This window comes from Citrobacter werkmanii (assembly GCF_008693645.1).
Classification (GTDB): Bacteria; Pseudomonadota; Gammaproteobacteria; order Enterobacterales; family Enterobacteriaceae; genus Citrobacter; species Citrobacter werkmanii.
The window spans coordinates 1,464,081-1,487,048 of record NZ_CP044101.1; the positions used below are offsets into that span (position 1 = coordinate 1,464,081).

Annotated in this window: 27 protein-coding genes; 13 read left to right on the top strand and 14 right to left on the bottom strand. The window is 52.6% G+C overall.

The window, feature by feature from the left end; genetic code table 11:
- Positions 1–66: 66 nt before the first annotated feature.
- Both FOB24_RS07530 and FOB24_RS07535 read left to right on the top strand, forming a co-directional pair.
- Positions 67–432, top strand: a complete 366-nt coding sequence (locus FOB24_RS07530) for a VOC family protein (protein ID WP_121528676.1) — start codon at positions 67–69, stop codon at positions 430–432.
- A gap of 23 nt (positions 433–455) precedes the next feature.
- Positions 456–1,148 (top strand): helix-turn-helix transcriptional regulator, encoded by a 693-nt coding sequence (locus FOB24_RS07535; RefSeq protein WP_121528677.1) that lies wholly within the window; start codon positions 456–458, stop codon positions 1,146–1,148.
- Between the two features lie 45 nt (positions 1,149–1,193).
- Here FOB24_RS07535 and FOB24_RS07540 read toward each other — a convergent pair whose 3' ends face one another.
- Both FOB24_RS07540 and FOB24_RS07545 read right to left on the bottom strand, forming a co-directional pair.
- The gene (locus tag FOB24_RS07540) at positions 1,194–2,057 is read right to left on the bottom strand and encodes a nucleoside-specific channel-forming protein Tsx (protein WP_003021561.1); all 864 of its coding nucleotides are present in this window, start codon (positions 2,055–2,057) and stop codon (positions 1,194–1,196) included.
- Positions 2,058–2,355: 298 nt separating this feature from the next.
- Positions 2,356–2,895 carry a SadB/YajI family lipoprotein gene (locus FOB24_RS07545; RefSeq protein WP_069323953.1) on the bottom strand — a complete coding sequence of 180 codons (540 nt, stop codon included), beginning with the start codon at positions 2,893–2,895 and terminating at the stop codon, positions 2,356–2,358.
- A 154-nt stretch (positions 2,896–3,049) separates the two neighbouring features.
- Between FOB24_RS07545 and nrdR the strand changes: the two genes are divergently transcribed.
- The 6 genes from nrdR to pgpA all read left to right on the top strand — a co-directional run bounded on the left by nrdR (position 3,050) and on the right by pgpA (position 7,155).
- Positions 3,050–3,499, top strand: coding sequence for a transcriptional regulator NrdR (gene nrdR, locus FOB24_RS07550; RefSeq protein WP_016152032.1), 450 nt, complete (start codon positions 3,050–3,052; stop codon positions 3,497–3,499).
- 3 nt (positions 3,500–3,502) lie between these two features.
- Entirely contained in the window at positions 3,503–4,606 is a 1,104-nt protein-coding gene (ribD, locus tag FOB24_RS07555) for a bifunctional diaminohydroxyphosphoribosylaminopyrimidine deaminase/5-amino-6-(5-phosphoribosylamino)uracil reductase RibD (protein WP_038638204.1), read from the top strand.
- A gap of 90 nt (positions 4,607–4,696) precedes the next feature.
- Entirely contained in the window at positions 4,697–5,167 is a 471-nt protein-coding gene (gene ribH / locus FOB24_RS07560) for a 6,7-dimethyl-8-ribityllumazine synthase (RefSeq protein WP_003021575.1), read from the top strand.
- 19 nt (positions 5,168–5,186) lie between these two features.
- The gene (nusB, locus tag FOB24_RS07565; RefSeq protein WP_000801129.1) at positions 5,187–5,606 is read left to right on the top strand and encodes a transcription antitermination factor NusB; all 420 of its coding nucleotides are present in this window, start codon (positions 5,187–5,189) and stop codon (positions 5,604–5,606) included.
- Between the two features lie 75 nt (positions 5,607–5,681).
- Positions 5,682–6,659 carry a thiamine-phosphate kinase gene (thiL, locus tag FOB24_RS07570; protein WP_038638205.1) on the top strand — a complete coding sequence of 326 codons (978 nt, stop codon included), beginning with the start codon at positions 5,682–5,684 and terminating at the stop codon, positions 6,657–6,659.
- Complete coding sequence (pgpA, locus tag FOB24_RS07575) at positions 6,637–7,155, top strand: phosphatidylglycerophosphatase A (RefSeq protein ID WP_038638206.1); 519 nt, start codon at positions 6,637–6,639, stop codon at positions 7,153–7,155. Before thiL ends, pgpA begins: the two co-directional genes overlap by 23 nt.
- A gap of 57 nt (positions 7,156–7,212) precedes the next feature.
- Here the strand turns inward: pgpA and yajO are convergent, their stop codons facing one another.
- The 4 genes from yajO to xseB are packed head-to-tail and all read right to left on the bottom strand — an operon-like array spanning position 7,213 to position 11,273.
- On the bottom strand, positions 7,213–8,187 hold the full coding sequence (gene yajO, locus FOB24_RS07580; protein ID WP_150344731.1) for a 1-deoxyxylulose-5-phosphate synthase YajO: 975 nt from the start codon (positions 8,185–8,187) through the stop codon (positions 7,213–7,215).
- Between the two features lie 56 nt (positions 8,188–8,243).
- Positions 8,244–10,106, bottom strand: a complete 1,863-nt coding sequence (gene dxs, locus FOB24_RS07585) for a 1-deoxy-D-xylulose-5-phosphate synthase (protein ID WP_038638211.1) — start codon at positions 10,104–10,106, stop codon at positions 8,244–8,246.
- Positions 10,107–10,130: 24 nt separating this feature from the next.
- On the bottom strand, positions 10,131–11,030 hold the full coding sequence (gene ispA / locus FOB24_RS07590; protein WP_038638213.1) for a (2E,6E)-farnesyl diphosphate synthase: 900 nt from the start codon (positions 11,028–11,030) through the stop codon (positions 10,131–10,133).
- Positions 11,031–11,273 carry an exodeoxyribonuclease VII small subunit gene (gene xseB / locus FOB24_RS07595; RefSeq protein WP_038638224.1) on the bottom strand — a complete coding sequence of 81 codons (243 nt, stop codon included), beginning with the start codon at positions 11,271–11,273 and terminating at the stop codon, positions 11,031–11,033. It abuts the gene before it with no gap.
- Between the two features lie 208 nt (positions 11,274–11,481).
- Between xseB and thiI the strand changes: the two genes are divergently transcribed.
- A complete protein-coding gene (thiI, locus tag FOB24_RS07600) occupies positions 11,482–12,930 on the top strand; it encodes a tRNA uracil 4-sulfurtransferase ThiI (protein ID WP_038638226.1) in 1,449 nt (482 codons plus the stop codon).
- Positions 12,931–13,026: 96 nt separating this feature from the next.
- Here thiI and yajL read toward each other — a convergent pair whose 3' ends face one another.
- The gene (gene yajL / locus FOB24_RS07610; protein ID WP_150344732.1) at positions 13,027–13,617 is read right to left on the bottom strand and encodes a protein deglycase YajL; all 591 of its coding nucleotides are present in this window, start codon (positions 13,615–13,617) and stop codon (positions 13,027–13,029) included.
- A complete protein-coding gene (gene panE, locus FOB24_RS07615) occupies positions 13,580–14,491 on the bottom strand; it encodes a 2-dehydropantoate 2-reductase (RefSeq protein WP_038638233.1) in 912 nt (303 codons plus the stop codon). The genes yajL and panE overlap by 38 nt, the downstream gene beginning before the upstream one ends.
- Before the next feature lie 174 nt (positions 14,492–14,665).
- Here panE and FOB24_RS07620 point away from each other — a divergent pair, with 174 nt between their 5' ends.
- Positions 14,666–15,157: a YajQ family cyclic di-GMP-binding protein gene (locus FOB24_RS07620; protein WP_038638234.1), complete on the top strand. Its 492-nt coding sequence runs from the start codon at positions 14,666–14,668 to the stop codon at positions 15,155–15,157.
- A 79-nt stretch (positions 15,158–15,236) separates the two neighbouring features.
- On the opposite strand, the gene FOB24_RS07625 is transcribed toward FOB24_RS07620, so the two are convergent.
- Complete coding sequence (locus tag FOB24_RS07625) at positions 15,237–16,601, bottom strand: MFS transporter (protein WP_150344733.1); 1,365 nt, start codon at positions 16,599–16,601, stop codon at positions 15,237–15,239.
- A 182-nt stretch (positions 16,602–16,783) separates the two neighbouring features.
- Between FOB24_RS07625 and FOB24_RS07630 the strand changes: the two genes are divergently transcribed.
- Genes FOB24_RS07630 through FOB24_RS07640 form a run of 3 tightly spaced genes read left to right on the top strand, consistent with a single transcriptional unit; the run spans position 16,784 to position 18,068 of the window.
- Positions 16,784–17,266, top strand: coding sequence for an Hcp family type VI secretion system effector (locus FOB24_RS07630; RefSeq protein WP_003021598.1), 483 nt, complete (start codon positions 16,784–16,786; stop codon positions 17,264–17,266).
- An 11-nt stretch (positions 17,267–17,277) separates the two neighbouring features.
- Positions 17,278–17,745 (top strand): STM2901 family protein, encoded by a 468-nt coding sequence (locus tag FOB24_RS07635; protein WP_110498637.1) that lies wholly within the window; start codon positions 17,278–17,280, stop codon positions 17,743–17,745.
- A complete protein-coding gene (locus FOB24_RS07640) occupies positions 17,745–18,068 on the top strand; it encodes a DUF1493 family protein (protein WP_124021502.1) in 324 nt (107 codons plus the stop codon). Before FOB24_RS07635 ends, FOB24_RS07640 begins: the two co-directional genes overlap by 1 nt.
- Positions 18,069–18,125: 57 nt before the next feature.
- Here FOB24_RS07640 and cyoE read toward each other — a convergent pair whose 3' ends face one another.
- The 5 genes from cyoE to cyoA are packed head-to-tail and all read right to left on the bottom strand — an operon-like array spanning position 18,126 to position 22,919.
- On the bottom strand, positions 18,126–19,016 hold the full coding sequence (cyoE, locus tag FOB24_RS07645; RefSeq protein WP_003831005.1) for a heme o synthase: 891 nt from the start codon (positions 19,014–19,016) through the stop codon (positions 18,126–18,128).
- Positions 19,017–19,027: 11 nt separating this feature from the next.
- Positions 19,028–19,357 (bottom strand): cytochrome o ubiquinol oxidase subunit IV, encoded by a 330-nt coding sequence (locus FOB24_RS07650; RefSeq protein WP_003831006.1) that lies wholly within the window; start codon positions 19,355–19,357, stop codon positions 19,028–19,030.
- Entirely contained in the window at positions 19,357–19,971 is a 615-nt protein-coding gene (locus tag FOB24_RS07655) for a cytochrome o ubiquinol oxidase subunit III (protein ID WP_003831007.1), read from the bottom strand. Before FOB24_RS07655 ends, FOB24_RS07650 begins: the two co-directional genes overlap by 1 nt.
- Complete coding sequence (gene cyoB / locus FOB24_RS07660; protein WP_038638255.1) at positions 19,961–21,952, bottom strand: cytochrome o ubiquinol oxidase subunit I; 1,992 nt, start codon at positions 21,950–21,952, stop codon at positions 19,961–19,963. The genes FOB24_RS07655 and cyoB overlap by 11 nt, the downstream gene beginning before the upstream one ends.
- Positions 21,953–21,962: 10 nt before the next feature.
- Positions 21,963–22,919 (bottom strand): cytochrome o ubiquinol oxidase subunit II, encoded by a 957-nt coding sequence (gene cyoA, locus FOB24_RS07665; protein WP_085047638.1) that lies wholly within the window; start codon positions 22,917–22,919, stop codon positions 21,963–21,965.
- Positions 22,920–22,968: the final 49 nt, after the last annotated feature.

A 22,968-nucleotide genomic window follows, 5' to 3' on the forward strand; every position in this document is an offset into this window, starting at 1 on the left:
ACAGTATGCTGTCAGTAGCCCTGTCTTATAGTCCTTCTGAGATTACCCACACAGGCAGGAGGAAGTATGAACAACGTAATTAACTGGTTTGAAATCCCCGTGGCACAAATGGAGCGCGCCATCGCTTTTTATGAGCCAGTGATGCAGGTTTCTTTGCGTCGGGAGAATATGGACTGCGCCGAGCTGGCCGTATTCCCGCATCAGGATCCCGCTCCTGGCGGGGCGTTGGCTAAATTTGACGGTATTTCGCCTTCAGCACAGGGCGCTATTATTTATCTGCATACGGACAATTTGGCTGCCACGCTTGAACGCGTCGCCATCGCTGGCGGTCAATGCGTGTTTGGCCCGCTCGAACTGGGGCAGGACATTGGTACGATTGCGCTATTTACTGACAGTGAAGGCAATCGTGTTGGTTTACATCAACCCGCGTAATATTTTCGGGCCAGAGGATTAAAATGAGTAGACGCGCCGACCGTTTGTTTCAGATTGTACAAATCCTGCGTGGCAGGCGAGTGACAACGGCGGCGCTGCTGGCAGAACGTCTTGACGTTTCTGAACGGACGATTTATCGCGATATCCGCGATCTCTCTTTATCCGGCGTGCCCATTGAAGGCGAAGTGGGCAGCGGATACCGCTTAATGGCCGGGTTTGATCTGCCACCGTTGATGTTAACGCATCACGAATCAGAAGCATTGATGGTCGCGATTCGGTTGCTGAAAACATGGGGCGGGGATTCACTTTCACAGGCACTGGAGTCCGCGCAGGAAAAAGTGTTGGCGATATTGCCACCAGAGAGTCGCCGCAGGGCCGAGCAAACGCGGGTTTTTGCGCCAGATTTTGGTAATCAGCCGCATTCACGCAGTGCCTTCGATCTCATACATCGCGCGGTTTCGGCGCAGCAGACGCTGGCGCTGCATTATCGAGATGAGTCCGGGAACCTCTCCTGGCGGGACGTTCAGCCGCTGGGATTATTTTTCTGGGGCGAGCACTGGCTTCTGGTTGCCTGGTGCGAGAAGCGTGACGATTATCGCTGCTTTCGCGTTGATCGCTGTCTGAAGATCACGCTGCTCGACAGGCATTTTCGTGAATCGGCAGATCGCTCGCTAAGTGACTTTTTACGTAAAGTACGTTGTGAAGACCAGCCGTAAAAAAGCCAGCGGTTAAGCTGGCTTGTCTGCGATAAATTGTCTGGATTAGAAGTTGTAACCTACGACCAGATAACCACCCCAACCGGTTGATTTCGCGCTGAAGTCGCCTTCGCCCCAGTTCAGGGTATCCCCACCTTTCCACTGGCCGCCGTTATGGAAATAACGCGCGACTACGGAGTAGTGCCAGTGATCGTAGTTCAGCGCCAGCACGTGGCTGGAAGCGATAGAGTTGCTGGTACGGTTAGGATCATCACCCAAATCTGAACCCCAGTCGAAGTTGGTGAAGCCAATATAGGTCAACTGACCGCCCCAAACCTGGGTGATCGGCACAAAGTATTTCACTTTGAAACGGTAACCATCCCACTCGTTTTCGTTGGATGCGCCATAGTTCTGCCACTGGTATTTAGCATACACGTTCAGGGACAGACCCATCGGCAGACCGGTGTCGATATCGGTACCCAGACCCATATACCAGGTGCTCTGGCGGCTGGCTTTGTTATCACCCATATCGTAGATGTAGTTGTTGGCGAAGTACCATTCTTTGAATGGTCCAAAGCTCAGGTCAGCACCGGTCAGCTTGTCGATGGAGAAACGCGGTTCGATTTCCATAAACAGCGGAGAACCGTCAGACCAGATACCTTTGTCGTTACCGTTACCCCAGTCGAAGGTTTTCGGGATATCGATGTAGCCATAGAAATCAAACCAGTCTTTTTTGGCAAACGCTTCGTATTCCAGATACACGTCGTTGTTCAGTTTCGGAGAGAAACGGGTGTGGTAGCTGCCCACCACGTTGACGCTTTGGTGCCACCAGTCGGACAGATATTGCGGTTTGTCATTTTCTGCTGCGTTGGCAGTAAAAGACGAGGAGAGCGCCAGCACTGCACCGGCTGCAAGTAATGTTTTTTTCATATGTATGCCACTGTTTGAAATCCCTTTCGGGAGTGAAAAATGCGCAAATTGCGTTTCTAAATATTTCGTAATTCTTCGGAGCCTATTATAAAAATCATTGTTCACAAAAATATGTCTTGTTTCACAGTTCTATCATTTACGTAATCGATTGCGTTCACGTTTGCGTACTTTAGGCGGCGAATTGTACTGGCTCTGATGAATGTTGCCAAGTTTTGCCAGAAATATCGGTTATGTCAGGGGAGTAACAAAAGGGGACGAATTGATGTTGCGGAACGCACAAAACGTTCCGCAAAAAAGTTTATTGGCTAACAGGCTGTACGTCGTGAATGCGAACAAATCCCAACTGGTCGGGGGAGAGACCATTTATCTGCAACGGAATGTCTACGTCGCTGGGGGCGAGAATACTTGCCGGGGCGTTGACCAGTTGGTTTTGAACATTCACTTCCTGGTAATTCTCTGTAGTGCCCTGAATTTGCCCGTACTCTACGGTGGCGCTGAAGGCGGGCAAGGGCGTATTGGACTCGCCCTGAATGCGTAGCGTTAACCGTGTGCCATCGGCGTTTGGCGCAATATTCACCAGCGACATACGTAGCGTGCCGATCTGGCTTTCCAGCCGGGCAGGCGTTTTGGAGCCCGGCAACAGATAGGCGCCACTGGTCGATTTGGCATTCAACATATTTTGTTGCGTAATTTTTACGGTTTCCTGATTAAGCTGCGTCATCTCTTTATTTAGCGTGCTTACGCTTTGATGCATTTGGCGTACTTCGCTTTGCTGCGCGCAGGCGCTAAGACTAAAGAGGCTTCCCACCAGGAGAATTCTTAGGTAACGTCTTGTCATTGTGATTACTTCCTTCATTGTCGCGATAGCATAATGGTAGTGTGCACAGAGCACGAAGGCATCGATCCTTTGTCTCAAAAGCGCTGCGCCTTTGTTGTCACGCCAGTTCAGGGTAAAATAGATTTCTGTGAACCACTGAGGTACAGGACGCCGTATGCATTGCCCATTCTGTTTCGCCGTAGACACTAAGGTAATTGACTCTCGTCTTGTAGGCGAGGGCTCCTCAGTACGCCGCCGTCGGCAGTGTCTGGTCTGTAACGAACGTTTCACCACTTTTGAAGTGGCTGAACTTGTCATGCCGCGCGTTGTGAAGAGCAACGATGTGCGTGAACCCTTTAATGAAGATAAGCTGCGCAGCGGCATGCTCAGAGCGCTGGAGAAACGCCCGGTCAGCTCAGATGACGTCGAAATGGCGTTAAACCATATCAAATCACAACTGCGTGCGACTGGCGAGCGTGAGGTGCCGAGTAAGATGATCGGCAACCTGGTGATGGAGCAGTTGAAAAAGCTCGATAAAGTCGCTTACATCCGCTTTGCTTCGGTTTACCGCAGTTTCGAAGATATCAAAGAATTTGGCGAAGAGATTGCTCGCCTACAGGACTAAGCCATGCAGGATGAATTGTACATGGCGCGCGCGCTGAAGCTTGCTGCGCGCGGACGTTTCACTACTCACCCAAATCCCAACGTCGGCTGCGTGATTGTTAAGGACGGGGAGATTGTTGGTGAAGGATATCATCACCGCGCGGGCGAGCCGCATGCCGAAGTCCATGCCCTGCGCATGGCCGGAGAAAAAGCGCAAGGGGCAACCGCCTATGTGACGCTTGAGCCCTGTAGTCATCATGGCCGTACGCCGCCGTGCTGCGATGCATTGATTGCGGCGGGCGTAGCACGCGTCGTTGCCGCGATGCAGGATCCCAATCCACAGGTAGCAGGTCGTGGCCTCTACCGTTTGCAGCAGGCGGGCATTGACGTCAGCCACGGGCTGATGATGAGCGAGGTTGAGCTGCTTAATAAGGGCTTTCTCAAGCGCATGCGTACAGGATTCCCGTATCTGCAGCTTAAGCTTGGCGCATCGCTCGATGGCCGTACGGCGATGGCCAGCGGGGAAAGCCAGTGGATCACCTCGCCGCAGGCGCGCCGCGATGTGCAACGGCTGCGCGCGCAAAGCCATGCCATTTTAACCAGCAGCGCGACGGTACTGGCCGACGATCCTCAGCTTACCGTGCGCTGGTCGGAGCTTGGGGAGTCAACTCAGGCGAGTTACCCGCAGGAAAATCTGCGCCAGCCGATCCGCATTGTCCTTGATAGCCAGAATCAGGTCACGCCGGAGCACCGAATTGTGCACCAGCCGGGAGAAACCTGGATTGTCCGAACGAAAGACGATACCCGCAGTTGGCCGGAGTCGGTTCGCAGTATCAAGGTGCCGGAACATAACGGGCATGTGGATTTGGTCGTGCTGATGATGCAACTGGGTAAACAGCAAATTAACAGTATTTGGGTGGAAGCTGGCCCAACGCTTGCGGGCGCGTTATTACAGGCCGGTTTGGTGGATGAGCTAATCGTGTATGTTGCGCCTAAACTGTTAGGCAGCGATGCGCGAGGATTATGTGTGCTGCCTGGGCTTGAGAAACTGGCCGACGCCCCCCATTTCAAATTCAACGAGATACGCCAGGTGGGCCCGGACGTTTGCCTGCATTTAACCACTGCGTGAGGCTTTCTGAATTAGAGGAAGCAGCGCCCAGAATATTATGATAAAATCCGCCCCCCTTACGGGGCCATAAATCGAACCCGAAGGAAGAATATGAACATTATTGAAGCTAACGTTGCTACTCCGGACGCTCGCGTCGCCATCACCATTGCGCGTTTCAACAACTTTATCAATGACAGCCTGCTGGAAGGTGCGATCGACGCCCTGAAACGTATTGGCCAGGTTAAAGATGAAAACATTACCGTCGTTTGGGTTCCAGGCGCGTATGAGCTGCCGCTGGCGGCTGACGCGCTGGCGAAAACCGGTAAATACGATGCGGTGATTGCGTTAGGTACGGTGATCCGTGGCGGTACCGCGCACTTCGAATATGTGGCTGGCGGTGCAAGCAATGGCCTGGCGCATGTCGCGCAGGACAGTGGCATTCCGGTAGCCTTCGGTGTACTGACCACCGAAAGTATTGAACAAGCCATCGAACGTGCTGGCACGAAAGCCGGCAACAAAGGCGCAGAAGCTGCACTGACTGCGCTTGAAATGATTAATGTATTGAAAGCCATCAAGGCCTGATTTTTGTAAGGGGAAATCCGTGAAACCTGCTGCTCGTCGCCGCGCCCGTGAGTGTGCCGTCCAGGCGCTCTACTCCTGGCAATTGTCCCAGAACGACATCGCTGATGTTGAATACCAGTTCCTGGCGGAACAGGACGTTAAAGATGTCGACGTTCTGTATTTCCGTGAGCTGCTGTCCGGGGTGGCGACTAACAGCGCGTACCTGGATGGATTAATGAAGCCTTACCTGTCTCGTCTGCTGGAAGAGCTGGGTCAGGTAGAAAAAGCCGTACTGCGTATTGCGCTGTTTGAACTGTCTAAACGTAGTGATGTGCCGTACAAAGTGGCTATCAACGAAGCGATTGAACTGGCGAAAACCTTCGGCGCCGAAGACAGCCATAAATTCGTTAACGGCGTACTGGATAAAGCAGCACCTGTGATTCGCCCCAACAAAAAGTAATCCCGAGGCCGGCGGAGAGTGGAACTTGTTTCCGCTATCCCCGGCTTTTTCTTTTTTTCTGCTGAGGCATAACGTATGGCATGCGGCGAATTTTCCCTGATTGCCCGTTATTTTGATCGCGTAAGAACGTCTCGTCTTGATGTCGAAACCGGTATTGGCGACGATTGCGCACTCCTGAACATCCCTGAAAAACAGACATTGGCGATCAGTACCGATACGCTGGTGGCAGGCAACCACTTCCTCCCCGACATTGATCCTACCGATCTGGCCTGGAAAGCCCTGGCGGTGAATTTAAGCGATCTGGCGGCGATGGGGGCCGATCCTGCGTGGTTGACGCTGGCACTGACGTTACCCGACGTTGATGAAGCCTGGCTTGAAGCTTTCAGCGATGGCCTGTTTGAACTCCTTAATTACTACGATATGCAGCTGATTGGCGGTGATACCACGCGTGGGCCGCTGTCGATGACGTTGGGTATTCATGGCTACGTTCCCGTTGGGCGAGCCTTAAAACGTTCCGGGGCAAAACCGGGCGACTGGATTTATGTGACCGGCACGCCGGGCGACAGTGCGGCGGGACTGGCGATTTTGCAGGACCGACTGCAGGTGACAGAACCAAAAGATGCGGAGTATCTGCTGCAACGCCACCTGCGCCCAACTCCGCGTATTTTACAGGGACAAGCCCTGCGCGATCTGGCCAGTGCGGCTATCGATCTCTCCGACGGCCTGATTTCCGATCTGGGGCATATCGTCAATGCCAGCGGCTGCGGCGCGCGGGTTAACGTTGACGCGCTGCCATATTCCACGGCATTCGCCCAACACGTTGAGCCTGAACAGGCGCTGCGCTGGGCGCTCTCGGGGGGGGAAGATTATGAGTTATGCTTTACCGTACCGGAAATCAACCGTGGCGCGCTGGACGTCGCGCTGGCACATCTCGGGACCTCGTTTACCTGCATCGGTCAGATGAGTGCGGATGTTGAAGGCGTTCACTTTACGCGCGATGGAAAACCCGTCACGTTCGACTGGAAAGGATATGACCATTTTGCCGCGCCTTAAAAAAGATGTCGCCAAAAGCCGCCTGAATATGCGTAATCCGTGGCATCTGTTAGCCACCGGTTTTGGTAGCGGGCTGAGTCCAATTATTCCTGGCACCATGGGATCGCTGGCGGCGATCCCTTTTTGGTATTTAATGACATTTCTGCCATGGCAGCTGTATTCGCTGGTGGTCATGCTGTCTATCTGTATCGGCGTTTATCTGTGTCATCAAACGGCGAAAGACATGGGCGTGCACGATCACGGCAGCATTGTCTGGGACGAATTTGTCGGTATGTGGATAACCCTGATGGCGCTACCGACCCTCGACTGGCAATGGGTTGCCGCCGGATTTGTGATTTTCCGTATTCTGGATATGTGGAAGCCGTGGCCGATTCGTTGGTTCGATCGCAATGTGCATGGCGGGACGGGGATCATGATCGACGATATTGTCGCCGGGATACTCTCTGCAGGTATTTTGTATTTTATCGGCCATCACTGGCCGATCGGTATCATTTAACGGGGTTGCCGGATAGCGGCGTAAACGCCTTATCCGGCTTACAATCTACAATCGCGCTTATTTAAATCCCACTACCGGGTGCTGTTTATACGGCGTCTCCAGCTCGGCAATTTGCTCCGGCTTCAGCGTTAAATCCACCGCATTGAGCAATTCATCCAGTTGTTCTTCACGCGATGTACCGATAATGGGCGCAGCCACGCCTGGTTTGCTCAGCAGCCATGCCAGCGCGACCTGCGCCCGCGTAACGCCCAGCTCCTCACTGATGCCAGCCAGCCGGGCGGCAATTTGCGCGTCGTTTTCATCGCTCTCGTTATATAAATTTTTACCGACTTCATCGGAAACCAGACGTGCGGTCGTTTCTCCCCACGGGCGGGTCAGGCGACCACGCGCCAGCAGACTCCACGGGATCACCGCGACACCTTCCTGATAGCAGAGCGGCAACATTTCGCGTTCTTCTTCGCGGTAGATCAAGTTGTAGTGATCCTGCATGCTGACGAACTGCGCCCAGCCGTGTTGCTTCTGCAAGGCCAGCGCCTGAGCAAACTGCGAAGCATGCATGGATGAGGCGCCGATATAGCGAGCTTTACCGGCTTTGACTACATCGTTAAGGGCTTCCAGCGTTTCCTCGATTGGCGTGTTGTAATCCCAGCGGTGAATTTGCAGGATGTCTACATAGTCCATGCCCAGGCGTCTGAGGCTGTCGTCGATTGAGCGCAGGATTTGTGCGCGGGATAATCCTTCTGCTAAATCATCCACCTGGTGAAAAACTTTGGTCGCGACCACGACATCTTCGCGGCGGGCGAAATCACGCAGCGCGCGGCCGACAATCTCTTCGCTGCTGCCAGCGGAGTAGCTGTTGGCGGTATCGAAAAAGTTAATGCCGCCCTCAAGGGCGTGTTTGATTATCGGGCGGCTGCTCTCTTCAGGCAGCGTCCAGGCGTGATTACCGCGATTGGGCTCGCCAAACGTCATGCAGCCCAGGCAAAGGCGGGAGACCCGGAGGTCGGTTTTTCCTAAGGTGTTGTATTGCATTCATTCGCTCCTGCTTAGCGTGTTATTCATTAAGCATAGCAGGAGCGGGGAGGGGATTATGCCAGCCAGGCCTTGATTTTGGCCTCAATGCCTGCGGCATTAAGACCCAGATCGGCGCGAGCCTCATCCTGAGTGCCCTGTGGGATGAAGAAGTCAGGCAGGCCGATGTTCAGCACCGGAACGGGCTTGCGATGGGCCATCAACACTTCGTTTACGCCACTGCCTGCGCCGCCCATAATGGCGTTCTCTTCAATAGTAACCAGCACGTCGTGTCGGGCCGCCATTTCGAGGATCAACGTTTCATCCAGCGGTTTCACAAAGCGCATGTCAACCAGCGTGGCGTTCAACGACTCTGCGACCTGAGCAGCTTCCGGCATCAGGGTGCCAAAGTTAAGAATCGCCACTTTCTCCCCGTGACGCTTCACGATGCCTTTACCTATTGGCAGGTGTTCCAGCGGCGTCAGCTCAACGCCCACCGCATTACCGCGTGGATAGCGCACGACCGATGGCCCGTTGTTGTAGTGATAGCCGGTAAACAGCATCTGGCGGCATTCATTCTCATCGCTCGGGGTCATAATGACCATTTCCGGGATGCAGCGCAGGAAGGAGAGATCGAACGCCCCCTGGTGGGTTTGCCCATCTGCGCCAACGATACCAGCCCGGTCAACGGCGAACAGGACCGGCAGTTTCTGGATGGCCACATCATGCAGCACCTGATCGTAGGCGCGTTGCAGGAAGGTAGAGTAAATAGCCACGACCGGCTTGTAGCCGCCAATCGCCAGACCTGCTGCAAAGGTCACTGCATGCTGCTCGGCAATCGCCACATCGAAGTAGCGGTCCGGGAACTTACGTGAGAATTCCACCATACCGGAGCCTTCGCGCATCGCCGGGGTAATCGCCATCAGCTTATTGTCTTTCGCTGCGGTCTCACATAACCAGTCCCCGAAGATTTTTGAATAGCTTGGCAGGCCGCCGCTGCTTTTCGGCAGACAGCCGCTGGATGGATCGAATTTGGGTACGGCGTGGAACGTGATCGGGTCTTTTTCCGCTGGCTCATAGCCACGACCTTTTTTGGTCATGATGTGCAGGAACTGCGGGCCTTTCAGATCGCGCATGTTCTTCAGCGTGGTGATAAGTCCCAGCACGTCGTGCCCGTCCACCGGGCCGATATAGTTAAAGCCCAGCTCTTCAAACAGCGTGCCCGGCACGACCATGCCTTTGATGTGCTCTTCGGTACGTTTGAGCAGCTCTTTAATCGGCGGTACGCCGGAGAACACTTTCTTCCCGCCTTCGCGCAGCGAAGAGTAGAGTTTACCTGAGAGTAATTGCGCCAGGTGATTGTTCAGCGCGCCGACGTTCTCTGAAATCGACATTTCGTTGTCGTTGAGGATAACCAGCATATCGGGCTTAATATCACCTGCATGGTTCATCGCTTCAAACGCCATCCCGGCGGTGATAGCACCGTCGCCAATCACACAAACGGTACGGCGATCTTTGCCTTCTTTCTCGGCGGCAACCGCAATACCAATGCCAGCGCTAATGGACGTTGAGGAGTGCCCAACGCTCAGTACGTCATACTCGCTCTCACCGCGCCAAGGGAACGGATGCAAACCGCCTTTCTGACGAATGGTGCCGATTTTATCGCGGCGGCCGGTCAGAATTTTGTGCGGATAAGCCTGATGTCCCACATCCCAGATTAACTGGTCAAACGGGGTGTTATAGACGTAGTGCAGCGCGACGGTAAGTTCCACCGTGCCCAGACCAGAGGCGAAGTGCCCGCTGGAACGGCTTACGCTGTCGAGCAAATAGCGGCGCAGTTCGTCGCAAAGCTTTGGCAGGCTCTCTTTTGGCAGCAGGCGTAACTCCTGGGTGGAGTCGACCAGCGCCAGGGTCGGGTATTTGGCTATATCAAAACTCATCGCAAGCTCATGGGATATGTTGGTTTATTTATCACGCTGGATTATATAGTCCGCTAGCGCTTCCAGTGCCGAGGTATCGAGAGACTGCGCGGCCAGTAAACTTAGCGACTGGCGGGCATCCTCGATTAAATCCCGGGCTTTATTCCGGGCTTGCTCAAGACCCAGAAGTGCAGGATAGGTACTTTTGCCAAGCTGCTGGTCAGCACCCTGACGTTTACCCAATGTTGCAGTATCGCCTACCACATCCAGTATGTCATCCTGAACCTGGAAGGCCAGACCGATGCTTTCTGCGTATTTGTCGAGTATTGCCAGGCATTCCCGCCCTTTATCGCCTGCGCTTAATGCACCCAGACGCACGGCGGCACGAATCAATGCCCCGGTTTTATGGCGGTGAATACGCTCCAGCGCATCCAGCGCAACCTGATGACCTTCCGCTTCCAGATCCAGCGCCTGGCCGCCGCACATACCGGCGATACCGCTGGCCTGCGCCAGTTCAGAGATCATCGCGATGCGGTCACGGTCAGATACTTCCGGCATCGGGGCGTCGCTGATAATGGAAAACGCCAGCGTTTGCAGCGCATCTCCGGCCAGGATCGCGTTTGCCTCGCCAAATTTTACATGGCAGGTTGGCAGACCGCGGCGCAGGTCGTCGTCGTCCATCGCGGGTAAATCATCATGCATCAGCGAATAGGCATGGATGCACTCGACGGCGGCAGCGGGAGCATCAAGCGTACTCAGGCTGACGCCAAACATCTGACCGGTCGCATACACCAGGAATGGGCGCAGACGTTTACCGCCTAATAATGCGCCATATTGCATGGTTTCGACCACGGGAGTGTTCTGAAAGGGCAGTGGCGTGATAAAACGGCTCAGTGCCTGATTGGCCTGCTCAACGCAAGCCTGTAGCTGCTGCGTAAAATCCATTTACTCATTATCCGGTGTAAAAGGCGTAAGGGCGGCGTCTTCGGTGTCTGACAGCAGGATTTGTACGCGCTGTTCAGCCTGTTGCAATTTGACTTGTCCCTGACGCGCCAGTTGTACGCCACGTTCGAATTCGTTCAGCGCTTCTTCCAGCGGCAGGTCGCCGCTTTCCAGGCGGGTAACAATCTGTTCCAGCTCGCTCAGCGCTGTTTCAAAACTGGCTGGCGCTTCATTTTTCTTCGGCATAATGAATGTCTGACTCTCTGTATTGGCAGCACAAGACTATGGTAACGGACTCGCACTGATAAGCAAATAACGCGCAATGGTAAGGCGATGTGCACAGGATGACCATGATAGTGGTATACTTGCGCGCCTGGATGCAGCCGCAGGGTATGGGCTGCTGTATTTTTTTCCATTACAAGTCATTCAGACTTGCCAAAGAACCATTGCCGCCATGAAGTTTATCATTAAATTGTTCCCAGAAATCACCATCAAAAGCCAATCTGTGCGTTTGCGCTTTATAAAAATTCTGACAGGGAACATTCGTAACGTTTTAAAGCACTACGATGAAGACCTTGCCGTTGTCCGTCACTGGGATCACGTTGAGGTTCGCGCTAAAGATGAAAGCCAGCGTCTGGATATTCGCGACGCGCTGACCCGTATTCCGGGTATCCACCATATTCTCGAAGTAGAAGACGTGCCGTTTACCGACATGCACGATATTTTCGAGAAAGCGCTGGTGCAGTATCGCGATCAACTGGAAGGAAAAACCTTCTGTGTACGCGTTAAGCGTCGCGGTAAGCATGAGTTTAGCTCCATTGAGGTGGAACGTTATGTTGGCGGCGGGTTGAACCAGCATATTGAATCCGCGCGCGTGAAGCTGACGAAACCGGACGTGACGGTGAATCTTGAAATCGAAAATGACCGTCTGCTGCTGGTTAAAGGCCGCTATGAAGGTATTGGCGGTTTCCCGATTGGTACGCAGGAAGACGTCCTGTCGCTGATCTCCGGTGGTTTCGACTCCGGCGTATCGAGTTACATGCTGATGCGTCGTGGCTGCCGCGTACACTATTGCTTCTTTAACCTCGGCGGCGCTGCGCATGAAATCGGCGTTCGTCAGGTGGCGCATTATCTGTGGAACCGCTACGGTAGCTCGCATCGCGTACGTTTTGTCGCGATCAACTTCGAGCCGGTGGTGGGCGAGATCCTGGAGAAAGTCGACGACGGTCAGATGGGCGTGGTCCTTAAACGTATGATGGTACGCGCGGCATCGAAAGTCGCTGAGCGCTACGGCGTACAGGCACTGGTAACCGGTGAAGCGCTGGGCCAGGTGTCCAGCCAGACGCTGACCAACCTGCGCCTGATTGATAACGTTTCGGATACCCTGATCCTGCGCCCGCTTATCTCCCATGATAAAGAGCACATCATCAACCTGGCGCGTGAAATTGGTACCGAGGACTTTGCGCGTACCATGCCGGAATACTGCGGCGTAATTTCAAAAAGCCCAACGGTGAAGGCGATTAAAGCGAAGATTGAGGCCGAAGAAGAAAACTTCGATTTCTCTATCCTCGATAAAGTGGTCGAAGAAGCGAACAATATCGATATTCGCGATATCGCCCAGCAGACTCAGCAGACCGTGGTGGAAGTGGAAACCGTGAGTGGTTTCGGCTCAAACGACGTGATTCTGGATATCCGTTCTGTGGATGAACAGGATGACAAGCCGCTGAAGGTGGAAGGTGTGGACGTGGTTTCACTGCCGTTCTACAAGCTGAGCACCAAATTCGGCGATTTAGACCAGAGTAAAACCTGGCTGCTGTGGTGTGAACGCGGCGTGATGAGCCGCCTGCAGGCGCTGTATCTGCGCGAGCAGGGCTTTGAAAACGTGAAGGTGTATCGCCCGTAGTTCCTTTGCCGGATGGCGCTGCCGCTTATCCGGTCTACAGACTGTACCGTTTTGTAGGCCGGATAAGGTGTTTACGCCGCCATCCGGCAATCATTCTTATTCGTAGTAGTTATAAATTCCCGCAGCAATTACCAGTTGTGACGCCACTTCATGAGCCTTTTCGCGGCTTACCAGTAGATCAATGATTTTTAAACCAAAATCAATGGATGTTCCCGGACCCTGGCTGGTTAACAGGTTAACGCGCGGATCCCAGACGACACGCTTGTCTTGCCATTGATCTGCGGGAATTTTGTCCTTCAACGCCGGGAAACCTGTCATATTTCCGATGGGGAAGATATCGTGCGGGACAAGTACGGTGGCGGCAGCGGCGCAAATTGCTGCGACAATACGCCCGGAGCGATGAAACTGCTTCACGGTTTCGACAAGCAGAGGGCTATCGCGAAAACACTCCGCGCCTTTAATACCGCCAGGCAATACGATGATGTCGAAATCGCCGTCAGCCACTTCGACCAACGGTGCGTCAGCCAGCAGCTTCACTCCGCGTGAGCACACAATCCTCAGGTCGCCATCGCTGGCGACGCTTGCTGTAGTGACCTTAATTCCGCCGCGAACCAGCAGATCGATAGTAGTGACCGCTTCGGTCTCTTCACTACCAGGGGCGAGACAAACCAGTGCTTGAGCGCTCATACTCACTTTCCTTTCTCTTTACCATTTCAAACAGGTGGGCATTTTCCGGGACGGCGATGCCGTGCGCGCGGGCGCGTTTTAACAGGTAACCGGTAATATAGTCGATCTCTGTATGGCGCATGGCACGAATATCCTGCAGCATTGATGAGATATTTTCCGCCGTACTATCAATGACTTGCTCGACATAATAGCGTAAATCATCCGCTGATGTGTGGTGGCCTTCGCGTTCAATAACCGCTGCTACTTCCTCACAGATTAGCGCTATTTTTTCCGGATGCTGACGCAGTTCGCCGTTTGGGCAGTCCCAGAGCGCCGTCAGGGGATTAATGACGCAGTTCACCGCCAGTTTGCGCCACAGTTCGGCACGAATATTATTGTGCCAGGCGACATCCGGTAGTACTTCTTGCAGTGTTTCAGCCAGATAGCTGAAATCACCGTCCTGCTCACGCGCCGGACCGATGCGCGTTGTGCCCTGAGCGACATGAATGATGACATTTCCGTCGCGACGTGCTGCGTGGGTGGTGGTGCCCATCAGCAGAGGCTGTTTAATGTTTTGCAGCTCTTCAATCGTCCCCATACCGTTGTGAATCAGCAAAATTGGGGTAGTTTCAGGCAGAATTGCGGCCAGACCTTTTACCGCATCGGAAACCTGCCAGGCTTTAAGTGTAACCAGCAACAGGTCGCTTTTTGCCAAAAAGTCGGGGTCGTTTGCCGTCAGGGATTCATTAAAAACCGATCCATCCGTGTCGATCAGGTTCACGCTGCAGTAGGGCTGTGGCACGCGTAGCCACCCCTGCACCTCATGTCCATGTTTGCACAGCGTGGTAAGCCACAGCTGTCCTAACGCTCCACATCCCAGTACGGTAATTTTCATTCTTCCTCCTCACCTGCAACAGCACCAGGTGTTAATCCATATCGGCCGTACCCCTTTATTGTTCACAGGTTTCAGTTCCGCGTACAATTTAAGGATACAGCCTAGTATAGCGCTGTCTGTTGAGTAACTTTGCAGGTATTATGCTTCGCATCAAAAATGAAGGGAGAAGAAAAGATGCCATCTTTCGATATTGTCTCTGAAGTTGATCTTCAGGAAGCCCGTAACGCGGTAGAAAACGCCAGCCGCGAAGTAGAGTCACGCTTTGATTTTCGTGGTGTTGAAGCGACTTTTGAGCTGAATGAGTCAAATAAGACGATTAAGGTGCTGAGCGAGTCAGATTTTCAGGTCAATCAACTGCTGGATATTTTACGTGCCAAGCTGCTGAAACGCGGGATTGAAGGCACGTCGCTGGACGTACCGGAAACCTTCGTGCACAGCGGTAAAACCTGGTTTGTGGAAGCGAAGCTGAAGCAGGGTATTGAAAGCGCGGTGCAAAAGAAAATCGTTAAGCTGATTAAAGACAGCAAGCTGAAAGTGCAGGCGCAGATTCAGGGCGAAGAAATCCGTGTAACCGGCAAGGCGCGTGACGACCTACAATCTGTTATGGCGTTGGTTCGCGGCGGCGACCTCGGCCAGCCGTTCCAGTTTAAAAACTTCCGCGATTAAGTCGTAATGCCCGCTTATCCGGCCTACAGGTAGCACACGCTATTTGTCGGCCGGATAAGACGTCGCTATCCTGCAATCTTCACGCCTGGCTGATGGCCTGCTCAACCTCAAATCGATTGGTCACTTTGCTGTCGATTTTTACGTAGGCCGAATGTTCTTGCGCCACAATTAACACTTCGCTTATCCCTTCTTTAGCCAGCAGACGCTGCTTCAGGGTGTCATCCGCGGCAATCTCCGGTGGGATTTCCACGCGCAGGCTGCTAACGTACGGTGGTTCTTTCATTGTGCTGGCCACCAACAACCACACTGCCGCCAGAAGCGCGCCGGCCAGGAATACCGCCTGCCCATCAAACATGTCGACAACCCAACCGCCCAGCGAACCGCCAATCGCCACGCCAAGAAACTGGCTGGTGGAGTAAACGCCCATCGCCGTACCTTTATAGCCAGCCGGAGACTCTTTACTGATAAGCGAGGGGAGGAGGGCTTCCATCAGGTTGAAGGCGAGGAAGAATATCTGCACGCCCGCAATCAGCCCCCAGAAACGAATGTTTGCGCTCCACAATACAATTTCGGCAACAAGAATCAGTAACACGCAGGTGAGGAACACGCGTTTCATCCGGCGTTTCACTTCGGCGTAAATGATGAACGGCACCACGGAAACGAAGGACAGCAGCATCGTCACCAGATAAATTTTCCAGTGTTCGGCGGCGGGGAAACCTGCTTTCGCCAACTGACCTGGCAAGGCGACGAAAGTGGACATCAGTAAAATGTGCAGACACATGATGCCGAAGTTGAGCTTCAGCAGTTTTGGCTCCGCCAGTACTTTGCTGAAGCTACCTTTTACCATGCCTGATTCGCGGTTCAGTACGTGGGTCGTGCTATTGGGAACGACCCAAATGGTCAGCACGATACCTGTGGTAGCAAGGCCCGCGATCATCCAGAACAGCGCGTGTAGCCCCAGCGCGTGGGTAACGATCGGCCCCAATACCATCGCAATGGCGAAGGTGATACCAAAGCTGACGCCGATAAACGCCATTGCTTTGGTTCGGTTTTGCTCGCGGGTTAAGTCGGACAACAGCGCCATTACGGCGGCGGCAATCGCGCCAGAGCCTTGCAGAGCTCGACCGAGAATAATTCCCCAGATTGAATCTGAGAGGGCGGCAATCACGCTGCCGAAAACGAATACCGCCAGTCCGCCGACAATAAGCGGCTTACGACCGATGCGGTCTGACAGCAGACCAAAGGGGATCTGGAAGATGGCTTGCGCCAGGCCATAAATACCGATAGCAAGTCCGATCAAGGCTTCGCTGGCACCCTGTAGCGCCATACCGTACGTGGTCAGAACCGGCAGGACCATAAACATGCCAAGCATGCGCAACGAAAATACGGTCCCTAAACCCCAGGTGGCGCGCAACTCACCGGGCGTCATTTTGTAATCGTTCATTCCCACCTCTGTATTAATTTCGCGCCTAGTGTAAAGCGGGGAAGGGGTGGGGTAAACCTCTACGATATGTGGAATTGTGTAGCGGTATAACTGAAATAGTTACTTGTGTAACTAATTTACTTGCGATAATTACAGGTGTAGTCTTTTTGTAGTTATTTTTAATGGAAACAGGGAAAAGGAAAATGGCAATTCCAGGCAATATGTGGATTTATGACGATGGTGGCGCGCTGATAAAGGGCGGGTGTGACGTAAAGGGAAGAGAATACAGTATTGAATTTAAAGGTTTTCATCACAATCTCTCTATTCCCACCGATAATGCAACGGGTAAACCAACAGGCACACGCCAACATTCACCGATGATGATCGTCAAAGAGTTTGACTACTCGAGTCCCTATTTATACAAAGCGGTTGCTTCTGGTCAGAATCTTAAGTCTGCAGAGATTCGTTGGTACAAAATCAATGATGCGGGTCAGGAAGTGGAGTATTTCAACATGCTGCTCGAGGGCGTGCGGATTGTCTCGGTCTCTCCTACGATGGCTGGGCCAGAAGACAAAAACAACAATCACCTTGAAACCATAGAATTACGCTACGAAAAAATCACCTGGAAGCATTGCGACGGGAACATTATCTATACCGACGCATGGAATGATCGGCAGACGGCATAATGGGTGATTGAATGGACACCACTGAAGAAGCGAATGGAACCTATTGGTATCACGGTCACGCTAACGTAACGTCGGGTGAACTGTTTGATTTGATATTCATCGAGCAGTTGGCCGATTCATTAGGTATCACCACGGAAGCTGTTACGCTGGTTTTGATCGGCCAACCATTTATTCCTGTGGAAGGAAAGCTATCAGCAGCCACAAACACCCCAGGCACTAGTATTGCATCAATTCTATGTAGAAAACTTCTGAAAGGGGCTCGGTTCCCGTTTGGTTTAAGACTACACGCTCCTATGGGGAAGTTTTCCAAATTAAAGATGGTTCCAACAAACCAAATAGCAACTTACTTAGGCCGCTGGGTTCCTTTTATCGGGCATGCTCAGTTAATCGTGCTTTTGTTCGCGGTGACAAAACATACCCGCGATAAATACAACCTCATCGCGCGACCCAAAGATCGCATACAGTGGACATCTTTCTGATGAGAAATTATGAAGCTGAAGTTATTGAGTACATCATGAAGAATTACCCAATCAGGGAACGCTGGTTTAGACCTGGTCTTAGGCAGGTTACTAAAGAATGGACCCTGGAGGATGATTTTCAGTTTGTTCCGGAAGATGCGTATGATTTTTTAGCTGATTTATTTGAGCATTTTGATATTGAATATTCGAATTTTGATGGGAGGAATTATATTGAACAAGAATACCCTTTCTGGAAAAAAGAGCCTCCCGAAATAGAGTTAAAACCTCTGACAGTAGGGATGATCATTGAGTCAGCAAAGGCCGGGAAATGGCTATATGATTGAATAGCTTTCTTGCCAATAAAAAGGGTGCCAAAGCACCCTTTTCTTATCTGCCGATTCTTACCAGACGTAAGTCAGCAGGTTCTGCGAGTTTGGCACCATAAAGTCGACGGACATCATCACGCTGAGCGCGGTAATGGCGATGATGGAGAAGCCGAACAGCTTGCGCGCCCAGACTCTGTCATCTTCCACTTTATAACCGCGCAGCGCCATGCCCAACCACCAGACGCTCACCGCCGCCGCAACAATCAGGTATTTATAACCTGCATAACCGCCCAGGGTTAGCATCAGCGTGGCGATAGCAAATGCCACGATATACAGCGTGATATGGTTCTTCGCGACCGAAATACCTTTTACCACTGGCAGTACAGGGATGTTGGCAGCCTGATAATCCTTGAAGCGGAAAATCGCAATCGCGTAAGAGTGCGGCATTTGCCACAGGCTGAAAATAGCCAGCAGAATCAGCGCACCGCTATCGAACTCACCGGTTACGGCGCAGTAGCCAATCACCGGCGGCGCAGCGCCGGAGAGTGAGCCAATCAGCGTACCGTAAACGGAATGGCGCTTCATATACAGGCTATAGACGCCCACGTATACCACGAAGCCCATCACCCCCAGCCAGCAGGCCAGAGGGTTGGCGCCAAACCACAGCAGCATAAAGCCAGCAATACCCAGCAAGGTGGCGTATACCAGCGAGACGGCAGGGGAAATCAGACCTTTAACCAGCACGCGGTTTTTGGTCCTCTCCATCTTCCTGTCGATATCCCTGTCGATATAGTTGTTAAATACACAACCCGACGCCACAACCAGTGACACCCCAACCAGCGTGTAGATAAACAGGGGATAGTCGATGCTGCCTTTCGAGGCCAGCAGGAACCCCCCAATCACCGAGATCAGGTTGCCAAAGATGATGCCTGGTTTCGTAACTTGCAGGTATTGCTTAAACATCATAATCGCCGCTCTTAGTGCATCATCATGTTGTAGTTAAGGTTCCACATAATCCAGATGGAGCCCACAACCAGAATGGCGATGATTAGCACAGTAAAGACAAAGGCCGTCATGTTCCAACCTTCATCAGATTTGCTATTCATGTGCAGGAAGCACACCAGGTGCACCAGAATCTGTACCACGGCCATTGCCAGAATAGTTCCCAGAATAACGGCCGGAGAGGCAGAACCTGTCATCACCATCCAGAACGGAATAACCGTCAGGATGATCGACAGGATAAAACCTGTCATGTAGGTTTTTACGCTGCCATGGGATGCGCCGCCGCTCTCGTTAGAATGACTCATTACATCGCCCCCATCAGATAAACAACAGTGAACACACAGATCCACACCACATCCAGGAAGTGCCAGAACAGGCTCAGGCACATGATGCGGGTACGGTTAGTACTGGTCAGGCCGCGACGGGCAACTTGCACCATCAGCACCGCCATCCAGATAAGACCGGAGGTGACGTGCAGACCGTGCGTGCCGACCAGCGCGAAGAACGCAGACAGGAAGCCGCTGCGATCCGGGCCCATACCGTTAACAATCAGGTGATGGAATTCATAGAGTTCCATCCCGATGAATCCGGCACCGAACAAGAAAGTCAACGCCAGCCAGGAGATGACCTGGCTCTTGTTGTTCTTATACATGGCGATCGCCGCCATGCCGTAAGTAATGGAGCTAAATAACAGCAGGAATGTTTCAACCAGAACGAACGGCAGTTCAAAAATGTCCTTACCTGTCGGGCCACCTGCGGTGCCGTTCACCAGAACGGCATAGGTTGCAAACAGAATTGAGAACAGAATGCAGTCGCTCATCAGGTAGACCCAGAATCCGAAGATCTTGGTCTGGCCTGCATCGTGGTGCCCGTGTTCGTGCGCGTGGGCAGTCGCGTGCGTTAAAGTATCAGTTGCCATTTTTCAGCCCTGCCTTAGTAATCTCATCGAAATGCTGGTTTTCCAGTTTTTCGACTTCCGGGACCGGCACGTAGTAATCCACGTCTTCATCAAAGCTTTTCACAATCCAGCTAATGATCATGCCTGCGAAGCTTGCAATCGCCAGCCACCAGATATGCCAGATCATGGCGAAACCAAACAGTGTTGCGAAGGCGGTAATGACGATACCGGCACCGCTGTTCTTCGGCATATGAATCTCTTCATAGTGCGTAGGCTGCTTGTACGCTTCACCTTTTTCTTTCATTTCCCAGAAGGCATCACGCTCGTGAACGTGCGGCACAACGGCAAAGTTATAGAACGGAGGTGGGGAAGAGGTTGCCCACTCCAGCGTACGACCACCCCATGGGTCACCGGTCAGGTCACGGTTCTGCTCGCGATCGCGAATAGACACGTACATCTGGATGAATTGGCACAGGATACCCAGTGCAATCAGCGCGGCGCCACAGGCGGCAACAACCAGCATCGGATGGAACTGCGGGTCAATCTGCTGGCTGAGGCGACGGGTCATACCCATAAAGCCCAGCACGTACAGCGGCATAAATGCCACGAAGAAGCCGATGATCCAGAACCAGAATGCGCGTTTACCCCAGGTTTCGTTCAGCGTGAAGCCAAACGCTTTTGGCCACCAGTAGGTCATACCCGCGAAGCAACCAAATACCACGCCGCCGATGATAACGTTATGGAAGTGCGCAATCAGGAACAGGCTGTTGTGCAGTACGAAGTCCGCACCCGGCACCGCCAGCAGTACGCCGGTCATGCCGCCGACTGAGAAGGTGACGATAAAGCCAATCGTCCACAGCATTGCTGAGTGGAATACGATACGGCCCTGATACATGGTGAACAGCCAGTTGAAGATCTTCACCCCGGTCGGGATGGCGATAATCATGGTGGTAATACCGAAGAAGGCGTTTACGTTTGCGCCGGCACCCATGGTGAAGAAGTGGTGCAGCCAAACAATGAACGACAGAACGGTGATACACACGGTTGCCCACACCAGCGAGGTGTAACCAAACAGACGCTTACGCGAGAAGGTTGCTGCGACTTCGGAGAATACCCCGAATACTGGCAGGATCAGAATGTACACTTCCGGATGGCCCCAGGCCCAAATCAGGTTGATGTACATCATCATGTTGCCGCCCATATCGTTGGTAAAGAAATGGGTGCCCAGATAGCGATCCAGGGTCAGCAACGCGACGGTAACCGTCAGAATTGGGAACGAAGCGATAATCAGGATGTTCGCGCACAGAGATGCCCAGCTAAATACCGGCATCTTGAACATGGTCATTCCTGGCGCGCGCATCTTAATGATGGTCACAAAGAAGTTGATACCGGTCAGGGTTGTACCAATACCGGACAACTGGACTGCCCATATCCAATAATCGACCCCGACGCTTGGACTGTACTCTATCCCCGAAAGAGGCGGATACGCCAGCCAACCGGTCTGCGCGAATTCACCGACGCCCAGAGACAGGTTAACAAGGATTACGCCAACAACGGTGAACCAGAAGCTCAGGTTGTTCAGGAACGGGAATGCAACGTCACGTGCGCCAATCTGTAGTGGAACCACCAGGTTCATCAGACCGATAACAAATGGCATTGCCACGAAGAAGATCATAATCACGCCGTGAGCCGTGAAGATCTGGTCGTAGTGATGAGGTGGCAGGAAACCCGCTTCACCTGCAGAAGCCAGCGCTTGCTGACTACGCATCATGACGGCATCGGCAAAGCCACGAATCAACATCACGATTGCGACGATGACATACATGATGCCAAGGCGTTTGTGGTCAACCGAAGTTAGCCACTCTTTCCACAGGTAGGTCCACTTACCGAAGTAAGTGATAAGGCCGAGTAAGGCCGCACCACCGATGATAATGGCAGCGATCGTAACCATGACGATTGGTTCATGGAACGGAACTGCATCAAGTGTCAATTTTCCGAACATCGTATTCTTCTCAACCCCTTGAGTTGGCGGATTCCGCGTGGCTCATGTCCATGCCTTCCATACCTTCATGTGCGCTGTGCTCACCTTCTGGTTGGGTCATGTCCATGCTCTTACCGTGAGCCATAAATTTGTTAATAACATCTTTAAACAAATCAGGTTTCACGTTGGAGAAGTATTCCACCTGGTTGTATTCGCTTGGCACAGCCACTTTTTCGAACGCAGCCATGTCGCTCATGGTGTTCGGAGACTGCTTAGCTTTAGCAACCCATTGGTCGAATTCGGCGCGGTCCTTTGTTGCAATAGCCTTGAATTTCATACCGGAGAAGCCTGGTCCGCTATAGCTTGCGGAGATACCATCATAAGTACCGACTTCATTGGCGATCAGATGCAGTCGAGTCTGCATACCGGCCATGGCATAAATCTGGCTACCCAGACGCGGGATAAAGAAGGAGTTCATCACGGAGTTGGACGTCACTTTGAATTCGACCGGAGTATTCGCCGGGAAGGCGATTTCATTCACGGTAGCGATACCCTGTTCCGGATAGATGAAGAACCATTTCCAGTCCATGGAAACCACTTCGATGGTAATGGGCTTCTCGTCATGCGCCAGCGGTTTGCTTGGCTCAAGAGCGTGAGTGGTTTTCCAGGTCAGCACGGCAAGGAAAATGATGATTAAGATCGGCACCGTCCAGACCACAGCTTCCACTTTATTGGAGTGTGACCAGTTCGGGCTGTACTTCGCATCTTTATTGCTTGCACGATACTTCCAGGCAAAACCAACAGCCATCAAGATGGCAGGAATAACGACGATCAACATCAGGCCAAATGCCGTCAGTATCAATGACCGTTGTTCCAGTCCAATCTGTCCTTTAGGGTCAAGCAGCGCAGAATTACAGCCACTGAGCAACGCAGTGCCTGCAATTAATGACAACCATCCCAAACTTTTATTGTATTTCCTGAGTCTCATTTAACGACCTCAATTCCACGGGACCGGGTGGCGTTTAAAGTGTGAGGTC